Annotated in this window: 16 protein-coding genes; 5 read left to right on the top strand and 11 right to left on the bottom strand. The window is 34.9% G+C overall.

What is annotated here, in order from left to right; all coding sequences use genetic code 11:
- Positions 1 to 452 precede the first annotated feature (452 nt).
- Entirely contained in the window at positions 453 to 2435 is a 1983-nt protein-coding gene (locus tag EFD62_RS07755; RefSeq protein WP_069195237.1) for a cellulase family glycosylhydrolase, read from the top strand.
- 90 nt (positions 2436 to 2525) lie between these two features.
- Here EFD62_RS07755 and EFD62_RS07750 read toward each other — a convergent pair whose 3' ends face one another.
- From EFD62_RS07750 to EFD62_RS07730, 5 genes are all read right to left on the bottom strand, one after another.
- Positions 2526 to 3275 carry a carbohydrate-binding protein gene (locus EFD62_RS07750; protein ID WP_069195238.1) on the bottom strand — a complete coding sequence of 250 codons (750 nt, stop codon included), beginning with the start codon at positions 3273 to 3275 and terminating at the stop codon, positions 2526 to 2528.
- A gap of 44 nt (positions 3276 to 3319) precedes the next feature.
- Positions 3320 to 4609 carry an NAD(P)/FAD-dependent oxidoreductase gene (locus EFD62_RS07745; RefSeq protein ID WP_069195239.1) on the bottom strand — a complete coding sequence of 430 codons (1290 nt, stop codon included), beginning with the start codon at positions 4607 to 4609 and terminating at the stop codon, positions 3320 to 3322.
- Between the two features lie 38 nt (positions 4610 to 4647).
- A complete protein-coding gene (locus EFD62_RS07740; protein ID WP_069195240.1) occupies positions 4648 to 6000 on the bottom strand; it encodes a hypothetical protein in 1353 nt (450 codons plus the stop codon).
- A 123-nt stretch (positions 6001 to 6123) separates the two neighbouring features.
- Positions 6124 to 8466 carry a hypothetical protein gene (locus EFD62_RS07735; protein WP_069195241.1) on the bottom strand — a complete coding sequence of 781 codons (2343 nt, stop codon included), beginning with the start codon at positions 8464 to 8466 and terminating at the stop codon, positions 6124 to 6126.
- Positions 8467 to 8516: 50 nt separating this feature from the next.
- Entirely contained in the window at positions 8517 to 9035 is a 519-nt protein-coding gene (locus tag EFD62_RS07730; protein ID WP_069195242.1) for a GtrA family protein, read from the bottom strand.
- Between the two features lie 729 nt (positions 9036 to 9764).
- Here EFD62_RS07730 and EFD62_RS07725 point away from each other — a divergent pair.
- Positions 9765 to 10469: a class I SAM-dependent methyltransferase gene (locus tag EFD62_RS07725; protein ID WP_235832598.1), complete on the top strand. Its 705-nt coding sequence runs from the start codon at positions 9765 to 9767 to the stop codon at positions 10467 to 10469.
- 197 nt (positions 10470 to 10666) lie between these two features.
- Here the strand turns inward: EFD62_RS07725 and EFD62_RS07720 are convergent, their stop codons facing one another.
- Genes EFD62_RS07720 through EFD62_RS07705 form a run of 4 tightly spaced genes read right to left on the bottom strand, consistent with a single transcriptional unit; the run spans position 10667 to position 15350 of the window.
- Positions 10667 to 11641 (bottom strand): GNAT family N-acetyltransferase, encoded by a 975-nt coding sequence (locus EFD62_RS07720; protein WP_128705933.1) that lies wholly within the window; start codon positions 11639 to 11641, stop codon positions 10667 to 10669.
- Complete coding sequence (locus tag EFD62_RS07715; RefSeq protein ID WP_069195247.1) at positions 11625 to 12707, bottom strand: hypothetical protein; 1083 nt, start codon at positions 12705 to 12707, stop codon at positions 11625 to 11627. Before EFD62_RS07715 ends, EFD62_RS07720 begins: the two co-directional genes overlap by 17 nt.
- Positions 12708 to 12715: 8 nt before the next feature.
- Positions 12716 to 14026, bottom strand: a complete 1311-nt coding sequence (locus EFD62_RS07710) for a B12-binding domain-containing radical SAM protein (protein WP_069195248.1) — start codon at positions 14024 to 14026, stop codon at positions 12716 to 12718.
- A 46-nt stretch (positions 14027 to 14072) separates the two neighbouring features.
- Positions 14073 to 15350 carry a B12-binding domain-containing radical SAM protein gene (locus tag EFD62_RS07705; protein WP_128705932.1) on the bottom strand — a complete coding sequence of 426 codons (1278 nt, stop codon included), beginning with the start codon at positions 15348 to 15350 and terminating at the stop codon, positions 14073 to 14075.
- A gap of 156 nt (positions 15351 to 15506) precedes the next feature.
- Here EFD62_RS07705 and EFD62_RS07700 point away from each other — a divergent pair, with 156 nt between their 5' ends.
- The 3 genes from EFD62_RS07700 to EFD62_RS07690 are packed head-to-tail and all read left to right on the top strand — an operon-like array spanning position 15507 to position 19555.
- Complete coding sequence (locus tag EFD62_RS07700) at positions 15507 to 16838, top strand: B12-binding domain-containing radical SAM protein (protein ID WP_069195250.1); 1332 nt, start codon at positions 15507 to 15509, stop codon at positions 16836 to 16838.
- A gap of 20 nt (positions 16839 to 16858) precedes the next feature.
- A complete protein-coding gene (locus tag EFD62_RS07695) occupies positions 16859 to 18187 on the top strand; it encodes a B12-binding domain-containing radical SAM protein (protein WP_069195251.1) in 1329 nt (442 codons plus the stop codon).
- A 12-nt stretch (positions 18188 to 18199) separates the two neighbouring features.
- The gene (locus tag EFD62_RS07690) at positions 18200 to 19555 is read left to right on the top strand and encodes a B12-binding domain-containing radical SAM protein (protein ID WP_069195252.1); all 1356 of its coding nucleotides are present in this window, start codon (positions 18200 to 18202) and stop codon (positions 19553 to 19555) included.
- A 156-nt stretch (positions 19556 to 19711) separates the two neighbouring features.
- On the opposite strand, the gene EFD62_RS17760 is transcribed toward EFD62_RS07690, so the two are convergent.
- Both EFD62_RS17760 and EFD62_RS07685 read right to left on the bottom strand, forming a co-directional pair.
- On the bottom strand, positions 19712 to 19867 hold the full coding sequence (locus tag EFD62_RS17760; protein ID WP_170176849.1) for a hypothetical protein: 156 nt from the start codon (positions 19865 to 19867) through the stop codon (positions 19712 to 19714).
- A gap of 333 nt (positions 19868 to 20200) precedes the next feature.
- On the bottom strand, positions 20201 to 20323 hold the full coding sequence (locus EFD62_RS07685; RefSeq protein WP_069195253.1) for a cyclic lactone autoinducer peptide: 123 nt from the start codon (positions 20321 to 20323) through the stop codon (positions 20201 to 20203).
- Positions 20324 to 20332 lie beyond the last annotated feature (9 nt).

Genomic DNA, 20332 nt, shown 5'->3' with positions numbered 1-20332 from the left:
GATTTGTGCTAAATTTAAGATGACTTTCGCAGTATTATTGCCGCCAAAAAGCGTGATTGTGATAAAAACTAAAATGCAATTCGAATAGCAACATGTGGAAGTCAATAAAATCACGTTGAATGCCGTTGACTCTAATGCTTTTCTTTTTTAATTATACTCACCCCTATATCCCAATTCATTATACGAGTTTGATTCATAAAAATCCGCAATAATCCTCGTAATTCTTCACAGAATTTCCCACTTTTTATATTAATTACACCATACCGTAAGCCAACATACTGATAACTATGGACTTATCATTTGTATAATATTTAGTACTCATTTATTCGTTTTGAAAACACTATATTAAAGCACTATATTAATGATATAATTAAGATAGTACGTATATTTCTATTTACATAATTTTTATTTTTTATTTTCCATAACGAATGGAGTGAGGGGGGTTAATTTTAATGGCTCAAAAACATTCTGAGAAAAGCCTGTTATCTGTATTAACAATTTCTGTCTTCGTTATTTCATGCCTTTTTGGCCTCATTACCGTTAATGCTGGTAACACTACTGAAGAAACTGCTTTAGAAGGCCTATCGATCCACTATATGGATGGTTCGCTAGATGAAAGGTATCAAAGCATGCGTCCTTACATAATTATTCACAACAACAGCGGTCAAAGTGTGGATATGGCCGATCTCAAAGTGAGGTATTATTACACAAAAGAAGGTGCTACCGAGGAAACCCTTTTATGCTTTTACACTGCAATAGGGTCAAGCAACATATTTGCAGAATTTCACCCCGAGTTGGGATATGCGGAGATTGGCTTTACCAGCGGAGCTGGAGTCATAAAGGATGGTGGCAACAGCGGTCAAATGCAGTTGGTACTGAAAAAAATATCAAACGGCTATTATGATCAAACCAATGATTATTCTTATGACCCCAGTTTCACCGATTATGCAGAATATGATAAAATGACACTCTACTATAAGGACACACTGGTATGGGGAGTAGAGGGACCACCACCACCGCCGGAACCGACACCGCCGCCAAACGATGATGACTGGCTTCATGTAGAAGGAAATTTAATTAAGGATTCAAAAGGGAATACAGTTTACCTTACAGGCATCAACTGGTTTGGATTCGAAACTGATGGAGCAAATGGTTTTTACGGTCTTAATAAATGCAATCTGGAAGACTCTCTTGATTTAATGGCGAACTTAGGTTTTAATCTTCTTAGAATCCCCCTCAGTGCTGAACTTATTCTTGAATGGAAAAACGGTGAATATGTAGAAACTTCCTTTGTAAGCACATACGAGAACCCACGTCTTGACGGTCTGAGCAGTCTCGACATACTGGACTATACAATAAATCATATGAAGAAAAACGGTATGAAGGTTATGTTTGACATGCATGGTGCTACTAAGGATTCATACCAAGACAACCTCTGGTACAACAAAGATGTGACCATGGAGGATTTTATTGAGGCTTGGAAATGGATTACCGAAAGGTACAAGGATGATGATACGGTTATTGCAATGGATCTTAAAAATGAGCCCCATGGAAAGTACTCAGGTCCGAACATTGCAAAATGGGATGATTCGGAGGATCCAAACAATTGGAAAAGAGCTGCCGAAATTATTGCCGAAGAAATACTCGCAATTAATCCGAACCTTTTGATCGTCGTAGAAGGTGTCGAGGCATACCCAATGGACGGATATGATTACACCAACTGTGGTGAGTTTACTACATACTGTAACTGGTGGGGCGGGAACTTAAGAGGAGTCGCCCACCACCCTGTCACCCTATCTGCCCAAGACAAGCTTGTATATTCTGTACATGATTACGGGCCGGACATATATATGCAGCCATGGTTTAAAAAAGATTTTGATATTAATACTCTTTATGAAGAATGCTGGTACCCAAACTGGTATTATATTGTTGATGAAAATATTGCACCTATGTTAATCGGAGAGTGGGGCGGTAAGCTTATCAACGATAACAACGTGAAATGGCTTGAATGCTTGGGAAGCTTTATTGCAGACAAAAAACTGCATCATACCTTCTGGGCCTTTAATCCTAATTCTGCCGATACCGGCGGTTTGATGCTTGAAGATTGGAAAACAGTAGACGAGGAGAAATACGCAATAATTGAGCCGACATTGTGGAAGAGAGGGCTGGACCATGTAATACCACTGGGAGGAGTAACACCGGAAACCTTCAAGTATGGTGATGTTAACGGTGACTTCAAAGCAACCTCCACCGATCTTACATTGCTAAAACGTTATGTTCTGAAGCAAATTACCGAGTTCCCTTCTCCTGACGGATTAAAGGCTGCTGATCTGGACGGAGATGGAAAAATAAGCTCCAGCGATATTACTATATTAAAAAGGTATATCCTTAAAACTATAACCATATTTCCGGTAGAAGAAAAACTGGGAAAGTAACGTAATAATACATGTTTAGCAAAACTTATTAATAAAAAAGGCTGCAGAAAATTGAATCTCCGCAGCCTTTTTATTAATGGAATATTGATTTTATTCATCTTTCTCGTTATCTGTAGATTTTAGTTTCCCTGTTTTATAGTAATAAAAGAATATGGTTGCCAAAACAATCACCGAAACCGCCAACCACACCCAGGTGTACTTGCCTTCTGTATCTTCAGGCTTTTTTTCATCCTCTGGAGGTTCGGATTCAGCGTCAGTATTTCCGACAAATACAAAATTTGCACCTTCAGGTATGCTATCTACTTCCTCAAGTACCACATCGTCAAATGACGCCTTTCCGGTATTCAGATTTCCATATCCGCCCAAGCCTAATGATAATGTTATTGTATTCACACCTTCGCCGGTCTTTATATATAACTCAGTGTATTGCCATTCATCAACAGTACCTTTTACATCTTGAGAATATGCAGTAAATCCTTCTAATGATAAGTTAGCCCCTAATGTATCTCCTCCAACTTTCTCTGTTTTAATCCAGCCGGAAAATCTATAACATGAATTCGAATTCACTGCCACCTCCTGAAGGTATCGTGAATCCCTGCCCTTTTTATTATTGATGGTAACATAGTACTGTCCACTGTGTGAACCTTCCTGTTCTGCACCAAACTCGACAACACCCGGCCTATAATCCCAAACCCATGTATTCCAACCGACGGGCATATTATCGTTTATATCTTCAAAAGATGGATTTTGTATTAAGTTCTCTGCAGCAAAAGCACATTGGTAAAACATCATACAAAATACCAATACAGAAGTCATATAGACTGTCATCTTCTTGAACATTTTAATCTTGCCTCCAAACAATATATTAGTAATATTTCACCCTACTATTTAATCATATCCGCCACTTGTTTTCCAAGCCTTACAGAATAATTCTGTCCTCTATCTTCCGGATATATCTGAGCCATACTTGCTAAATACAGGTTCTCCACAGGAGTATCAATTTCAGGTAAAATTTTCGAGTATTGCTGTACAACAACCGGCTGTGAATAGCTTGTCCGATTAATATACACTCTCTTTATCTTTGATTCATCCCAATTGGGGAACATGATTTTTAAGTATTTAATAAACTCTTTCTGAATTTCATCATCGCTTAATGAATACATCTCATTCTTTCTGTCTAGATACCTGGAAAGATAAATAATATGTGACTTATAGTCATTCTCGGTAACTAGATTGGTGTGTTCTATTAACAGCACAAAGGGAAAATCCTTCTCTGCAATTGTAGTCCAATAGTAATCCGATAATTTCTCCGAAAGTTCTAAAACCATACAAATATTAGCTTTGTACTTTACTTTTGAAAGCTTCTCACTATACTCTTTCGGGAAAGGAACATTCATTTTGCTAAGAATCTCCGGCGAAGTCGTAACAATAACCCTGTCAAAATTATATACTTTGCCGTTGCTATGGACATTCAGGGTTTTATCTTTTTGGGGTTCAATCCTATCCACTGGGCTTGAGTAATTTATTTGACCACCGGCATTGATTATCTTCTCTGCCAATTTATCGTATATTAGCCCGAAGCTTCCTTTCATATAACCCAATAGTTCCTTGTTAATATTTTTTCCCCTTGTTGAGCCCCTCAACTTGAATTTATTCCATATCCAAGTACCCGAAATATCATCGGCATCATAATCAAACTTTGAACTAAGTAGTGGTCCCCAGACCTTTTCATATACATTCTTACCTGCATTTTTGATTATCCAGTCTTTAGAGCTCATATTCTCTAATTGACTCCAGTCTTTTATAAACTTCGCTTTAAAAACAAGCAACCCCATCCTTATCCTATCAATAAATGAAAGCTCTTTAAAGAGCAATAAATCCACTGGGGAAGTAAAAGGATAAAGCTTTCGGTTAATATATATGGAGTTCTTTGGTTCGAGCCACATAAGCTCAGAAGACAGCTCTAACTCTTCAATCAGCTTAATTATTTCTACATCATTCGTAAATATATGGTGATAAAATACTTCCAGTTTTTCATTGCCAACCTCTAAAGTATTTACTAAACCTCCATGTTGATTCTCCTCTTCAAATACAGAAACTTTATGACCTTTCTTAACAAGTTCATTTGCTGCAACGAGTCCTGTGGCTCCTGCGCCTACAATACATATATTCATAATTCCTTGTCTCTCCTTTTAATATGAGCTAACAATCGTCAACCTTTGACTTTCTTAGAAGGTAAAATGTCTTTTATAATAAATCCTCCTGAGAATACAACCAACAATACGGTTAAAAACGCAAAGGGCATGGCAACAGGATCATAATTCCCCAGCCAAACAACATCCTTCCATGACAAGTAATATATATACCAGTGATTTGCAGTAACACATATACTCAGAACTGCCAAAGGTATTGCCATCCACTTCTTCCACAGAACACTAATCGTCAGGAAAATTATGGCTGGAAGTAGGTATCTTTCATGCATTTTCGTCATGAAGGTAAAAGCACTCGCCATAATAAAGAAGGCTGAAAAATACATTGCAAAATCGCTTTTTCTGTTTTTCAGCAAATACACGAAAGCTATAACTATAGAAATTAAAAACAGTATAGTTCCCCATGCATTATATGATAATATAAAGAATATGTTTGAGTCCATTATCGGTTGTCCGCCTAGAAGCGTCCATAGATTAAAGGCATTGGCAGTAGCATACGGGTAATCCTGAACACTCGTTAAGTACAAATTGGGCATCCAGCAGAAATAATCAACTGTCTCTGCTATAAAATCTTTTACAACGGAGGTACTCTTCATTTGTTCATAGAGCTCCATGTGATAATAAAAGGGATTAATAACAATAAAATAACATGATAACCCTATGCAGATAGCCACCAATGTATCCTTAATACTTTTAATAATCTTTTCTTTAGTAATTTTGGAAAAGTCAAACAAATCTTTGAAAAATAGTATTCCCAGCGGAGTAAGAAGTGCACTTTGGGGCTTGGTCAGTATAGCAAAGGAATACAATACTACCGCAGTCATTTTACGATTTTTACTAAAGGCATATATCATCCCCACAAGCAACGTTGCAGGTATTGAATCAAATTGACCCCAAATCGAGGAATTGAAGAAAACTCCCGGGTTAAGTGCGTATACTACTCCCAGAATAAATCCAAGCCTCTCTTTTCCGTACTTTTTCCCTATTTTATAAATCAGGTAACCACCTATCAATTCCGAAGCAACGGCCCATAATTTTATCAAGTAAGCATGAGCAGCGGCATTAAGTGAAAACGTTTTAACTATTATCCCCGTGATCCATAGCAAATACATGTACGCCGGTGCATACACGATGTGAAAAGTTTCATACAGGCCCTTCGGACCTTTTTCAGCAAGATACAAACTCCATGCCCTGTATCCTCCCATATCCACCCGATAGCTTGGAATCAAGGTAAGAAGCAGTCTTATTAATATTATAGCTGCTCCAGCAATTATGAGCACATTTTGAGATACTGGTTTTTCCACCTCGGAAAACCAACTTCTTTTTTTTGCATTCTTTTTTTTAGTATTACCCATAGCCAGAAAACCCACCTTATATAATTAATATTAATATAATAATCCATAGCATAGTAGCCTACAAACCATGTACATCTTAAGCAAACCAAATCTATGTCTTAATCAAATATGACTATAGCAAATCTAATATGTTTTGTAAATAACAACATCATAACCATCGTCGTAGAAAACGTCGAAGGTATTTCTTATCAGTTCCTCATTCACAGCATAACCCTTAGAATTTCTGACTCCGTTATCAATAACAATATAGCTAATATCGTTCTCATTCACAAGTTCCCTAAGAGTAATTTCATCAGAAGCAGTAAAAATTCTTTTTCTTATTTCATTTCTTAGATCCCAGTCATAGCCTGCATACAACGTGAAATACGGCCAACCGCAATATATCTTTCTTCCTGCCAGCAGTATTGTGTGAAGGTGGTAATCATCCGTCAGGAAAATTTCATCTTTTCCAGTCTCATTTTTTACCTTAACCAGTAAAGGGTCATCACAACGGACATCGACGGACAAACTATTAAGCACATAAAGTGACACTACATCAGCAAAACCCGTAACAGTAATTACTATAGAAATAAATACGGCTGCAAAGGTAGCAAGAGGTTTCTTGGCTTTGAACAGAAAGAATATTAATGCCGCCACAAAAATATTTATAAGTATAGAACCAATAATCACATATTTATGGTTGATATCAATGCCCAGTGTTAGTTTGACAGTGCTTGCAAGGATAATTGGAGCGCTAAATGCCAGTATTAGTGCCCTTATTCCCCGAGGAGTTTTGGAATTGCTATAGGACGTATATGCTATACTGGCAAATATTACTAACATCATAGCAAATAATGTCAATCCAATGAAAAGCCCTTTATTTACAATTCTATCATCATTTTCTATCTTGTACTTTATGAAAAAATAGCCAATAATCTGTGTAGCTGCTATAAACAATAGGTTTATATGATATTTATACTTGCCATTACGGGGAAGCAAGCATATAGCTACAATAAAAGGAAGAATTCCAAGAAGCTCAATATAAAAGCCTGCAACATAAGGAATTAACTTAAATAGGTGCTGCAGCGTTGCCACGAAACCATTAGCCGCAAAGTACTGCGATAAATCTTGCTGCAATCCGTTGGTATTTGCGAGAAAACCAATATAGATGCTGGGTGATACCACTGAGCCACCACTTCTGACAAAAAAATGCGTCTGTAAATAAGCTAATGCAACAGTGATTAATGCTATGATTAGATACTGCAGTCTGTGTTTTGAGAAAATAGCCATAACAAAAAGTATCGAAAGTGCTGCTATAACCACCGCACCATTCCAAAAACTTGTGAGTCCAAGAAGGATTCCGATCACTACAGATGTAAATATGCTCTTTGGAACCCACGCACTTTTGCTGCCAACAAACTCCTTAATATACAACTTCCAAAAGCTCTCGTTCTCTTGATTTTCATCCGATTTTTGCGTTCTTCTTTTATAAAGCTCGCTAATACTTGTCATCATCTTAATAAACAGAGGAAGAACCACTATCAAAACAAGCATCATAATGCCTAATGCAAAAGGCAGATGCCGCTGATTTACATACACTTTCTGAGAATAAAGTCCCCACTCTTCATGTTGCGTATTACCAATATGTTCCCTCATACTTTTTAACCCTTTTAAGGCTTCCATTGCCGAGGGTTTTCCTGTTATAAATGTAAAGAATGCAAAGGAACTTCTGAAAAAGAACAACACACCGGTTATAACCCCGATTATTTTTTCGCCGAGCAGTAATACGGTAAATGAATAAAGCAACATCAAAAATGAAACAATCGATAATATGGCAGGAAGATTAAAGGCCCAATCAAGTCGTAGTCCTAAAAACTCCAGATTCCCTGCCAAAAACATAAACATAAAATGATATCTAATATTGCCATCTGCAAAATGAGGGTATTCTGTGGGAAAGTTAAAGCCATAGGAAAAAGATCTGATTACTGCAAGGTGAGGTGAAAAGTCACTTACTACAGAGTGTCCAATTTTAATTACACCATCTTTTATGTAAAAAGATCCAATCATAAAGAATGCCCAAATACCCAAAAAAGCCAAAACATATGCGATTTCAATGATATTATTCTTCAGAAACGAACTGCTTTTTATCCCGGGAATTATTGATTTAAAGAATGTTGCAACCTCTTTTTGGTTCTTAGTAATATATAAGACAATAATAAACGAAAAAAGTATAAGGGCAACTATATTACCAAACAACATCGGTTTACCGGATGTTCTTAATAAATAGGCACTTATATATGTAGTCCATGTGACTAAAAGTGTCCCGACTAAAAATGATGAAGGAATTGTGACCATCCACGCCGGCAACTTCACCTGTTTTCCCGTTAGTGACAAAGACTTCGTAAAATCAAATACAGAAGGCAGCAATTGTTTTAAAATAATATACCCACTTATCCATGCAACTGCAATATATAAAAGTCCAAGCATTTAATCTTCACTCCTTAGTCAAACTGCTTTTAAATGAATCCGCTTTCTCCTTATTTATAAATAATCTTCTTGTAAATGACAAAATTCCAGCATACTACCGAACCCATAACCAAAATCTTAGAAAGCTCCGGCATAATACCAATTTTATCGCTTAATACGTATAGCAACGTACTAGTAGCAATCAAATTAAAGATAAACAGGACAGCATACTGTTTTAATTGTTTGAAGATATTGACTTTCGATTTGAAGGACCAAATCCTGTTGACAAGAAAATTAAACCAGAACACAACGACATAGGCAATAGCATTTGCCAGCAAATAACTATATGTATAGCCTTTCAAGTCATAATTAAACAAACTCTCTGCAATACCCTTTACAAAAGAATATCCTCCTGGAAAAAATCTTTTAAAAACAAAATTATTAAATGTGTAAAACAGCAAGTATTCAATTGCAAAACCTGTGAAACCCGTAATTACGTATCTCTTCATTTGAGAAAAGGCTTCAGGGGTCAATAGTTCAGAAAAGAACTTGTACTTTTTAAGCCTGTCCAACAAATTGTTTATTAACATAAACTCCCCCAAGTACCATAAAATTGAATTTGGTTTAATAAGATTAACTTTAGTTTAATAACATCCGCTTTAGTTTAATTATAGCAATTAATAGATAATAAATCAAATTAAAAAATTCAATAGCTGCTTAAATTAACGCTTGCTTATTAAGTTATATGCCTAAGGCGCTCCTCTTCGCCTCTTACCAATAAAATTCCTATTCCCGAGGTTCTTTGCTGTTTTGAATGGTTGAAAAAGACAAAGAAGTATTATATCAAACATGTCAAGACTTTCAATTACAATACTATGAAAAACCATTAGTTAATAACTAAATTAGCATTTTAAAAAGGTTAATAAGAAGATTTGACTTTTAAAGTAAAAATAAAGTATAATTGATAATATAGGTGCTTATACTACTATTTGTTAAACTTAATAGCTATAGGCCTCTGTTATCTTCTTATATGTTGTATTTATTACTTAATAATTACTTTTTATATTGTTCTATTTTTCATTTTAGTATAGGACTTTATTGATTAGTTTGAGTGTTAATAAGAAATTATTTAAGGCGGTGAAAATAATATATCATCTAAAGAATACCTCCCTAACACGGATTCTTTTGAAAACACATCGTGTCCTTTATGTAATAATGAATCCAGTAGCTTAGTCTATGAAATAAATTCATACAAATACAACAGATGTAATAATTGTGATCTGGTATATTTGAACCCTAGGCTTAATGAAGAGTCATTATTGTCATATTACGCACAAGACAGTTTCTATACGGAATATAGTGCCGGGACGGGGTATGAGATACAGGAAAAGGCATTACGCAGTACTTTTTCTAAGTATATGAAAGAATTGCGCAAAAGAAATGTAACTGGTGGGAAACTCCTAGAAATTGGTTGCGGTTTCGGTTTTCTATTGGATGAAGCAAAAGATTTTTTTGATTATAGGATTGGTACGGATTTTTCCAAAGAAGCTGTCAATCATGCAAAAAAGTTTGCAGACGATGTTTATTGCGGCGGACTTGAAGCAATACCTGAAGATACGACTACTAAATTTGACTGCGTAATAAATTTCAGCGTACTTGAACATGTTTATAATCCAAATACATTTATCCAGGAAATACATAACTACATGACCCCAAAGGGCTCTTTAGTTATTTCCACTCCATTTATAGGCGGAATGTGGTATAAAGTATTAGGGAAAAAATGGCCGTTTTTTATCCCTCCAGAACATGTTTGCTTATATAATCACAACTCAATATCACGGCTAATGAAGCAAAATGGCTTTAAAAATACTGAGATATTTATTTCTTCACATGCTTGGCCTATTGCTGTATTTTTATCTAAGATGGGTATGCATAAGCTGAGTTCTATGACAACAAAGCTAAAAATCGGAGATGCTCCGCTGTTTGTACCATTTACAATAATAAACATTATCGGATTTAAATAAATGATGTTAAAACATAAAATACAAGTTTTCTCGAATTTAATAGAAGTCGGGGTATCCCGACTTCTATAATCCCATCAGCATCTGCCGTAATATCAATATTTCCACCGCTTAGTTAGAATAGAACCGTTATTGAGCGCTATGAGCAAATAACATATAATTGCTATAAATATTATTAACATAATGACATTGATTTTATTTTAAGTAAAAGATTTAAATACCCTATTGTTTTGCTCCGGAAACCTATATTCAATAAAAGGCTTTAAAAGCCTAATAATGCTATTCAAAAAACCATTGCTTATAACTGCCACCATATACCTCTTTTCAAAGGTACATCCAATTCGCAATTTTGAAATTTCGCCTGTTTGTCCGAAATTGATTTTTTTAAATTTTTGCTCAATTCCAAGTTTAACTATATGTAAAAGCATATTATAATATAAATCCAATTCCTTTAGTACTGTATAATCCATTCCCCCCAAAAGGAAATGCAGCGTGTTATCAACCCTTTTTGTAGATATAAATGCCACTGGCTTTTCATCCTTATAAAAAACATGTATATCGCTGTTTATTGTTTGAAAAAACCCTTTATCCAGAGTTTCTAAAGGATATTTGGAATTTCCCAATACATTTAAATAAAGCTTATGTAATTCATCATTAAACTCTTCACTGTCAATCTTTCTTATAATAAGGGCCTTGCCTCTCTTTTGAGCAATGCTGATTCTCCTGCGGTAATTGCTCCGTAAGCTCAAAAGATACTCATCAAAACTTTTAAATTTATTTTCAAAAATACATGTAAAAAGGGTATTGCCTTTTGGATACCTTTTACCGATAGAGTCAACACTTTTTAAGTTTAGCAATAAAAAAAACCCTTTGCGTCTCCTATAATCATCTATCAACGCATTAATATCTCCGGAAAATCCCGGCTCGTCAATGGAAAAGGGCATGGCCACAAAGGTCACCGGTATTGTAAAATTCAGCCTACCAAAAGTAAATAAGTTGATGTTTTTTGTGTACTCACAACATACATATTTTTTATGAACAACAAACCTAAAAGGAGTATCTCTATATTTTGAAGCTCTCAAGACATCTTCCCCAAGCCATCTGTGGGTATCAAGCCTTTGTCCCCAGCCTTCAGGGCATTCTTCGAATATTTCTCCCTCAAATATTTTTTTCATAATATACGTACTCCTTGTATAAATCCTTCGTATACCTTCTGGTAAGAAGCACAGACTTCTTATTTTCGGATAAAATCCAGCTACTTATAACCTTTTCGGAATTAGGATATTTCTTTGCAGCAAGTTCAATAGCATTTCTAAACAGTAAAAGAATAAGTCCTTTATTTTGGTATTCGGGTAAAACGCCAATCTCAACCATTTTCATTTTGCGTGGAATTTGGCCTAGAAGCTTATACTTTATAAGTTCTTTTAGCCCAAATCTTTTATGAATACCTGTAAGCTCATTTAAATCAGGATACCAAAAAGATAATCCCACATATCTACTTCCTTTTTTTGCGAAAATTAAGTTCTCATTTTTTAGTATAGGTCTCATGGACAAAAACAACTCATAGTCTTCTTCATAATTTCGGTAAAAAACATCCCTATGATCTACAAAGATATCATTACTCAAATCGGTATATATTTTCATTGTTTTTTTAAATCCCTTTAAAGAAAAGTCCCCATACTCAATATCAAATTCACTAAAAACATCTTTAAATCTTTTGTAGTCCTTATCAACAGCAGCCCTAACTTCGGCATAATCTCCGGCAAAACTAACCATATCTATTTTATCGAAATCCTTGAAGTAGTCTACATAATAGCTTGGAGTATAACACTCCCCAAAAGATGGCGGTGTTGCATTGGCGACTGAAAAACCAATAGAGTTGTTGGGATGGCCCTCAATTCCGGCAATAATTTTTCTGCAGCCATTCCTCTTCCCAAATTCTATAGCATAATCAATTAACATTTTTACCCCTTCATATTTTTGGGGAAGGGCCTCAAAAAAAGCCATAAAAACAACTTCTTTATATTCGCTGTGAATTATTAAAACACACTGACATATAGTCTTACCATCCTCGAAAACCCCAACCATTTTTTGAATTGATCTTTTGTAAAAGGCAGAATTTTTTCTGCAAACTATTGGCAAGATGTCTGTTTTGTTGTCTTTAAAATTATTGTCTTTTGCATAAACCTGGTCATAAAACTTTTTGTATTCTTTTAATGATTCAATAGCTCTAATCTCCATAGTTACTCCTATATTATATTGGGAATAATGCCTTTGTTAATCTGATACCGGTAATAAAAGTTGACATACATATAAAAAATGTATTTAAGAGGATTTTTGAAGAAATCCTTTCTAAAAATTGTCCTTTTCAGTATAGCAGTCCTTGAAAATACTTTTTTATATAAATCCCAGTAAGCATCGGTTAATTCTTGAGGTGTCATATGCAAGGGCTTATGAACTGCAGTGGTCCCATTATAACTATATATTTCATTATTTACTATTCTGTTTTGACTTTTCATTTGCTCAAAAAAGACCGTACCCGGGATAGGCGTTAAAATATAGAATCTTGGAACGACTATTTTATTCTCAACAATGAATTCCGCTGTTTTTGAGATACTTTCAAGGGTGTCCCCATCCGAGCCTACAACCATTTCCGTTGAAACGTCAATTCCTGCTTGGGTAATTTTTTGTATTTGCTCAGCATAGCGTTTTACATTTGCCCAAGACTTATTCATTGAATTGAGGCTTTCTTGAGAAATACTCTCGATACCGAAGGAAAGTGCTTCACACCCACTTTCATAAACGGCCTTCAAAACCTCTTTGTTATCCGCAATGGAAATAGAACACTGGGACATCCATTTCATTTTAAGTTTTTTTATTTCGCCCAAAAGCTCCATTAGATATGGAATATCCGAAAAAATATTATCGTCCAAAAGCAAAAATTTATTATATCCCAACTCTTTTATCCTCTTTATATCACGAATAACTTCCTCTATATCCCGTTTTAAATATTTGTTTTTATATAGGCAATATACCGAGCAAAAGCTGCAGGAATTAGGGCATCCTCTTCCTGCTTGAACAGGGAGAAAATTGCCGATTTTCTTTTTTGTCAGCAATTCATATTTCGGAAGGGGGTAGGTTAATTTTCCCAGAGGCATGTTGTAAAAATCCTTTAAGCAGCCATTTTCGTAGTCTTTAACCATTTGAGGAAAACTCAATTCTCCATCACCTATTATAACACTGTCACAATATTTTTTTGCCTCCTCGGGCATAAGGCTGACCATATATCCGCCCATAACAACCGTCTTGCCCCTTTTCTTAAATTCCTTGGCAATATCAATGCTTCGAATAATAGCATGCCCCATACCGGAAATTGCAACAATATCACAATCACTTTCAAAGTTTACCTCATCAATGGTTTCAAGACATACTTCAAAATCACAATCGGGAACTAAAGATGCAAGAATTGCAGGCGCCAATCCAACAAAGTAAAGCCTACCTTTTTTAACCGGTTCATTGTCCCCATAATACGGAGTAGACTGAATAAAATAGATTTTCATCTAATCCCCCTCACTCTCAAGATAAAATAATAACATTTTCTGCAACTTAACCCTTTATTATCTTCTTTGTATACTGCCAGGTTATTTTTAATGCCCCAAAAGATAACTTTATTACTGTATTTAGTCCATATTTTCTTATCATATAAATCACATTTTGTGGCGACACCGTTACTTTATAATAAGTACTTATAATCCGGTAATAGTATTCTCTTATACTTATTTTCTCAGGCTTTACCACTAAGTGTGCCATATCCCATTTTTCATGTTCCTCATAAGGTATAATCAATTTATCTTTATACATATCAAAATACTGGGTATGGGGCATAGGGGTAAAAGGCTGAAGATTCACGAAAACTATCTTATTTGCTTTTATAAAATTGTACAGCCGTTTAAAGTCATGCTTATCCCAATCTATGCCTAATATTACCGTCGCATAACATTCTATATCGTGTTTCTTCAAAATACTTATGGCTCGGACATTGTCATCAATTTTTGTTTTCTTGTTATAGGAATCAAGTTCTTCTTGACTGGATGCCTCAACTCCCACAATTACAGCCGATAACCCCACTTCTTTCAGCTTCATAATAATATCTTCATTTTTTGAAATAAAATCTGCCCTGCCATAAACCAAATAGTTTTTTTGTATATTATTTTCTTTTAGCTTTTGATAAAACTCCAAAAGCCTATTTCGATTAAACAAAAAATCATCGTCAACAATATAAACCTCTTTTTGGGGAATAGTTTTTAACTCGGCTATCACATCATCTATTTCTCTAGCCGAATATGACGATATCTCTTTACAAAAGCAAAAATTGCAGTTGTAGGGACATCCAAAGGATGTTTTTATCAGTGCACATTTATTCTGAAAAAGATAATAATACTTATTTTGGTATTTTTTCGTTATCTCTCTATCCGGTAAGGATTTTTCTTTTATTTTGCAGCCTAAAAAATCATATAAATCATCTTCGGTTCTGCACACAGAATCGATGTTATCATCTGTAAAATCCTCCGGGCAGACTTTAGCATGAACTCCCCCAACCAAAACCTTTATATCCTTTGAATATGATTTGATTACCTTTGCGTATTCTTTAATAATTCCAACATGACTAATATATCCGGTTATCCCCACCACATCGGGATTGACTTTTTTTATAAAATAGTCAATAGGCTTTTTTTCAATTATCATATCTATAATATTTACTACATGCCCATTCTGTTTTAACACAGAGGAAAGACACATAAGCTCTAACGGCTCACAAATCATTACACTTTGAAGCCCGATTGTCTCACTGTGGGGTCTTGGTCTTATAAGTAGAACATTCATACCTTTTCCCTTACCAATAATAATTTATTATTTTCTACTAGTTTACTCTATAACAACTCAAAATTCAACAAAAACTCCCCTTATACAGCTGTTTATGATACAATTAGATTTCAGATTAGAGAAGTTATATTGAATCACAAATATAGGGGGTAAGTAATGGAGGCTTCAAAAAAGATTAAAGTCTTACTTGTTCGTCCTAAATTTTCATCCATTGTTGCTAATTTAGAACCTCTAGGGCTCGAATATATTGCCGGACTTTGCAGGGACTTAGGAGTAGAATGTGAAATATTTGATGAATTTCAATATTCTCGGTGTTTCAGATTTAGCAGACTATCTCGAAAAATTGAAAAGGGTGGATATGATTTTGTAGGTTTTCATGCCAATGCCAACACTTCGGATTATATAATAAATACCTCAGACAAGCTCAAGAAAAAATTTCCTAACCTTTACATTATGGTTGGTGGGCCGGAAGCCGAACTAAATTATAAAGATTTTTTCACAGACAGCATTGATTTGGTATATCATGATAATGGTCTTAACTCATTGAAAAATATTTTCTTAGAAGGCTTTTTGCCGGAAGTTCTTAATAAGCAAAATGGAGTTTGTTTTAAAATAAATGATGAATGGGTTGTTAAAGAAAAAGGAGCCCCAGTAGACAACTTTATTACACGTCCTGATAGAACTGCCTTTAATAAAGGTTTAAAGAAAAATTTTATCTTCCTAAAAGGTAGTTTTGCTATTGCTAAAGCATCCTTTTCTTGTCCTTTTGAATGTACTTTTTGCTATTGCACAAAAATGAACAGCGGAGTATATACCGAGCGCCCTATAATGGACGTTATTGATGAGATAGAATCCATTGAACATCCTAGAATATGGTTTGTAGATGATACCTTTCTTGTGGACAAAGAACGGGTCAAAAGGTTTTGTGAGGTAATTATTGAAAGAAAAATCAAAAAACATTTTTTGGCATATTCAAGAGCAGACTTTTTGGCAGAAAATCCGGACATACTCCCATTAATGTACAAAGCAGGCTTTAGGGATATTTTAGTGGGTCTTGAAGCAGTAAGTGACGATCTTTTGGATGAATACAATAAGCAAACCTCAAAAGATGTGAATACACAGGCTATTAAAAATCTAGCGGACAACAATATTGTGTGTAACGGTCTATTTGTTGTAAGTCACAAATCATCACGCCAAGATTTCAAAGAACTGTATCGTTTCATAAAGAAAAATAACCTTCTATGGGTGGTTTTTGGAATATTTACCCCCTATAAGGGCACAGACGCATATGATGAATACAAAGAACGTTTGATAAAATTCAAATCAAAGCGCCTTGACGGTTTGCACATTACAATAAAACCTGAGAAAATGTCCTCTTTTATGTTTATGGTAAGGGTATATATGTTGTATGTGCTAACTTATCCAAAAATTATTTGCCGGACTATATTTAAAACAGCATATGACACCAAAAGAACCGGCTGGTTCTAAGAAATGGGAGGTATCCATAAATGGCTAAGCAAAAATATCTATTGGTAAGAGTGCGTTATGATAAAAGAGTGGCCAGTATTGAGCCTCTAGGGCTTGAGTACTTAGCAGGGGTGATGAAAGAAAAGGGCAGGGATTATGTTTTCTATGATGAAGTTTTCTACAGCCGTCTTTTCCGTTTCCGCCGTATAATTAAAAACATTGAGGAAAACAACATAACTGCTGTTTGCTTTTCGGTTATGTCCAACAATGCTGATTATATATTAAAAATGATTAATAAGCTCAAAAAGGTGAAACCGGATCTGAAAATTTTGGTTGGTGGTCCGGAAGTAAATATCAATTACAAAGATTTCTTCTTGGATAATATTGATTTTGTCTACTATGATTACGGTTTGGATTCCTTTAGAATTGCTGTTGAAAACGATCTTGATACAGACGCTTTGAAGTCTGCTACTGGGATCGCCTATGTAAAGGATGGGAAATGGATTCACAATCCATGTGGAGAGCCTATTACAGATTACAATGTGAAACCCGACAGAAGCCTATTCTACGAAAATCGCAAAAAATATCGTATTATAGCCAAAGGTAGTTTTTCTTTAATGAAATCATCCTTTTCGTGCCCCCAAGAGTGTAATTTTTGTATTTCCAGGCAGTTTAATGGGTGCTTTTATGCCGAAAGAAGCGTAGAAAATGTTGTAAACGAAATAATGGAAATAGATAACAACCGCATATGGCTATGTGACGATGATTTTCTTGTCAATAAGGAGCGGGTAATTGAAATTTGCAATAAACTCATAGAAAAAAACTGTTATAAGACATATATGATATTTGCAAGAGCTGATAGTATCGTTAAATGTGAAGATATCATGCCCTTATTGTACAAAGCAGGCTTTAGGGATATGCTTGTAGGATTAGAAGCTGTAGAGGATAATATACTTGATTCCTATAATAAAAATTCCAGTGTTGAAATAAACGAAAAAGCAGTAAAAATATTAAGGGATAACAATATGGTATGTAATGGTCTGTTTGTAATAAATTATGACTTTAAGCATAAAAATTTTATAGATATTCACCGCTTTATCCGCAAGCAAAAATTGGTCTGGGTATTATTCAGCATTTTAATACCTTTTAAAGGTACCCGTATCCACAAAGAGAACAAACACAAGCTTTACAAGTATAGATATGGAAGAACCGACGGTACAAAATTATTGATGAGACCACAAAATATTTCAGCTGTTTTATTTAAAGTTCATTTTGCCTTGCTGTACTACATTAATTTCCCAAGGATATATCTGGCGTATCTTTTAAAGACTTATGATAAAAAGTACTTAAATAAAGGTCCAAATCAATAGGGGTGATTATAAATGAGAGTATTGCTTATTAAACCTGAAACCGTTGGAATTTTTGCTTATACCAATCTTGTGGAATATGAGCCTCTTGAAATGGAATACCTCTACACAGTACTAAAAAACCTCGGACACGAGCCATATATTTATGACAGAAGACATGAACTGACTCCCCTTAAAAGCAAGCTTAAGCATTTTGCTCCTGATGTTGTATGTATAACAGGTTATATAACTCAAGAAAAGCTGATGATAAAATTAACGCACCGGATAAAACGTTTTGATTCAAGAATTACCGTAATAATTGGTGGAAGTCACTCAGAACTAAATTATGCAAATTTCTTTGATTCGTCTGCGGATTACATATACCATTTGAGTGGATTGGACTCTTTCGCAAAACTCATGGACTTTATTGATAATACTGGCACAACTGCACTAGAGGATATTCCCGGGATATGTTACAAAGAAGGAGAAGGTTGGAAAGCAAACAGGAAGGTTTCTGAAACCCCTAAGGATTTGCCGCAAATAGACAGAACATATTTTTACAACAATAAACACCGTTATCGGCACTTGAGTTTTCATCCCCTTGCCTTGATCAAGAATTCGTATAGCTGTAAAAATTCCTGTACCTTCTGTTATTGTACCAATAGAAACAGTGGGGAATATGCTTGCCGAGAGGTGGAGGACCTGGTAAATGAAATTATGACAACCGATGCACCCAATATCCATATTACCGATGACAACTTTTTAACCGACACAAAGTATCTTAAGCAATTTATAGAGCTGATACGCAAGAAAAGAATAAGCAAAAAGTATTTGGTTTATGGAAGAGCAGATTTTATAGCAGCAAATAAAGATATTATGCGTGAACTGAAAGATATTGGACTCTCACTGGTCATGGTAGGACTTGAGGCATGTTCTGACAATGACCTAGGCTCTTATAATAAGGACGCAACATTGGAGCATAATGAAGAATGCGTTAAAATTCTTGAAGAACTCGATATCATTTGCTCCGGTTTGTTTATAGTACACCAGGATATGACCATTAGAGATTTCAAAGAATTATATAACTGGATAGCCCAGCGAGCTATAATTCCAACAGTTTCCATTTACACTCCAATGCAGGGCGCCGCAAATTTTTCAAAGTATAGGGATAGTCTTTTAACTACTGACCCCGGAAAACAGGACTTGTTTCATTGTATTTTAAAACCAAAGCATATGAGTGTGTCTCGTTTTTATTATGAATATTACAAGCTTTCTTTGAAATTAGCTTGGCACAGAAGAAAGGCTCCCCTTTACTCTTGTGTAAACTTTGGTTCATTTCTCTTTATAATTAAAGTTTTATTGATAAAACTAAGGAGAGTTTTTATTAGCTAATTTGTGACACTCAAAGCTGGACTCATATACTATGCGGATCCGTCTTTGATCCTTGCAACGTTTTATAGACTTTTGATGATTTAGTCGGTATTGCATAATCCATAAAAAATACAGGCGACCCCCGAAGGATCTCACCTGTATCTATCTTACAATAATTTAATCAGCTTTTAATTTAGAAACCTTCTCTTGGAGTATACCAGTCTTTGCTGTACTGCTTTCAATGAAATTTGAATAAGACTTGGTATATTTATCAAGCACTTTTCTATCTTTTTTACTGAGCTCTGTTACCCCATACTTTTCCTTTTTATACATAATATCACATCCAATATACATTTTATCGCTCGCCTTATAATATGAGCAAATAATTGAAAAAAGTATTGATTATAATATTAAAATATGAAAAAAAAAAATTATTATACTAAGAAAGATACACATTTAATGGCAGTGCTTGAGAAATATTCAGTCTGCAAACCTGAAAAGCCCAAATCACCATAATTTCATTATTACTCAAAAAAAGCGCCTTCCATCGGGCGCTTTAAAGTAAACTTATTATGTATTTTTATGTCATTTTTTAATCCAATAAGATAAAGTACAAACCTTATCCCCTAAATAATTCTATTGCCAATGAAGTCGCCTTTTGAGATGTTATTTTTGTAATGATTTCGGTGCCTTTGGTTGATACAGAATAAAATACGAAGCCGAACTCGCCACCATGGATGCAACCACAAACAATACCGCTGAAACTACACCTAATACTTTACCTTTCATAATAACATC

The sequence above is a fragment of the Acetivibrio mesophilus genome (assembly GCF_004102745.1).
Lineage (GTDB): Bacteria > Bacillota > Clostridia > Acetivibrionales > Acetivibrionaceae > Hungateiclostridium > Hungateiclostridium mesophilum.
Note: the sequence above shows the minus strand (reverse complement) of the source record. Positions and strands in the feature narration are given on the sequence as shown.

Excerpts from the sequence above, each read along its gene's own strand:
- EFD62_RS07710 (WP_069195248.1), bottom strand. The coding sequence starts at position 14,026 with ATGAAAATCTATTTTATTCAGTCTACTCCGTATTATGGGGACAATGAA.
- EFD62_RS07695 (WP_069195251.1), top strand. The coding sequence starts at position 16,859 with ATGGCTAAGCAAAAATATCTATTGGTAAGAGTGCGTTATGATAAAAGA.
- EFD62_RS07750 (WP_069195238.1), bottom strand. The coding sequence starts at position 3,275 with ATGTTCAAGAAGATGACAGTCTATATGACTTCTGTATTGGTATTTTGT.
- EFD62_RS07755 (WP_069195237.1), top strand. The coding sequence starts at position 453 with ATGGCTCAAAAACATTCTGAGAAAAGCCTGTTATCTGTATTAACAATT.
- EFD62_RS07700 (WP_069195250.1), top strand. The coding sequence starts at position 15,507 with ATGGAGGCTTCAAAAAAGATTAAAGTCTTACTTGTTCGTCCTAAATTT.
- EFD62_RS07705 (WP_128705932.1), bottom strand. The coding sequence starts at position 15,350 with ATGAATGTTCTACTTATAAGACCAAGACCCCACAGTGAGACAATCGGG.
- EFD62_RS07745 (WP_069195239.1), bottom strand. The coding sequence starts at position 4,609 with ATGAATATATGTATTGTAGGCGCAGGAGCCACAGGACTCGTTGCAGCA.
- EFD62_RS07715 (WP_069195247.1), bottom strand. The coding sequence starts at position 12,707 with ATGGAGATTAGAGCTATTGAATCATTAAAAGAATACAAAAAGTTTTAT.
- EFD62_RS07720 (WP_128705933.1), bottom strand. The coding sequence starts at position 11,641 with ATGAAAAAAATATTTGAGGGAGAAATATTCGAAGAATGCCCTGAAGGC.
- EFD62_RS07740 (WP_069195240.1), bottom strand. The coding sequence starts at position 6,000 with ATGGGTAATACTAAAAAAAAGAATGCAAAAAAAAGAAGTTGGTTTTCC.
- EFD62_RS07735 (WP_069195241.1), bottom strand. The coding sequence starts at position 8,466 with ATGCTTGGACTTTTATATATTGCAGTTGCATGGATAAGTGGGTATATT.
- EFD62_RS07685 (WP_069195253.1), bottom strand. The coding sequence starts at position 20,323 with ATGAAAGGTAAAGTATTAGGTGTAGTTTCAGCGGTATTGTTTGTGGTT.
- EFD62_RS17760 (WP_170176849.1), bottom strand. The coding sequence starts at position 19,867 with ATGTATAAAAAGGAAAAGTATGGGGTAACAGAGCTCAGTAAAAAAGAT.
- EFD62_RS07730 (WP_069195242.1), bottom strand. The coding sequence starts at position 9,035 with ATGTTAATAAACAATTTGTTGGACAGGCTTAAAAAGTACAAGTTCTTT.
- EFD62_RS07690 (WP_069195252.1), top strand. The coding sequence starts at position 18,200 with ATGAGAGTATTGCTTATTAAACCTGAAACCGTTGGAATTTTTGCTTAT.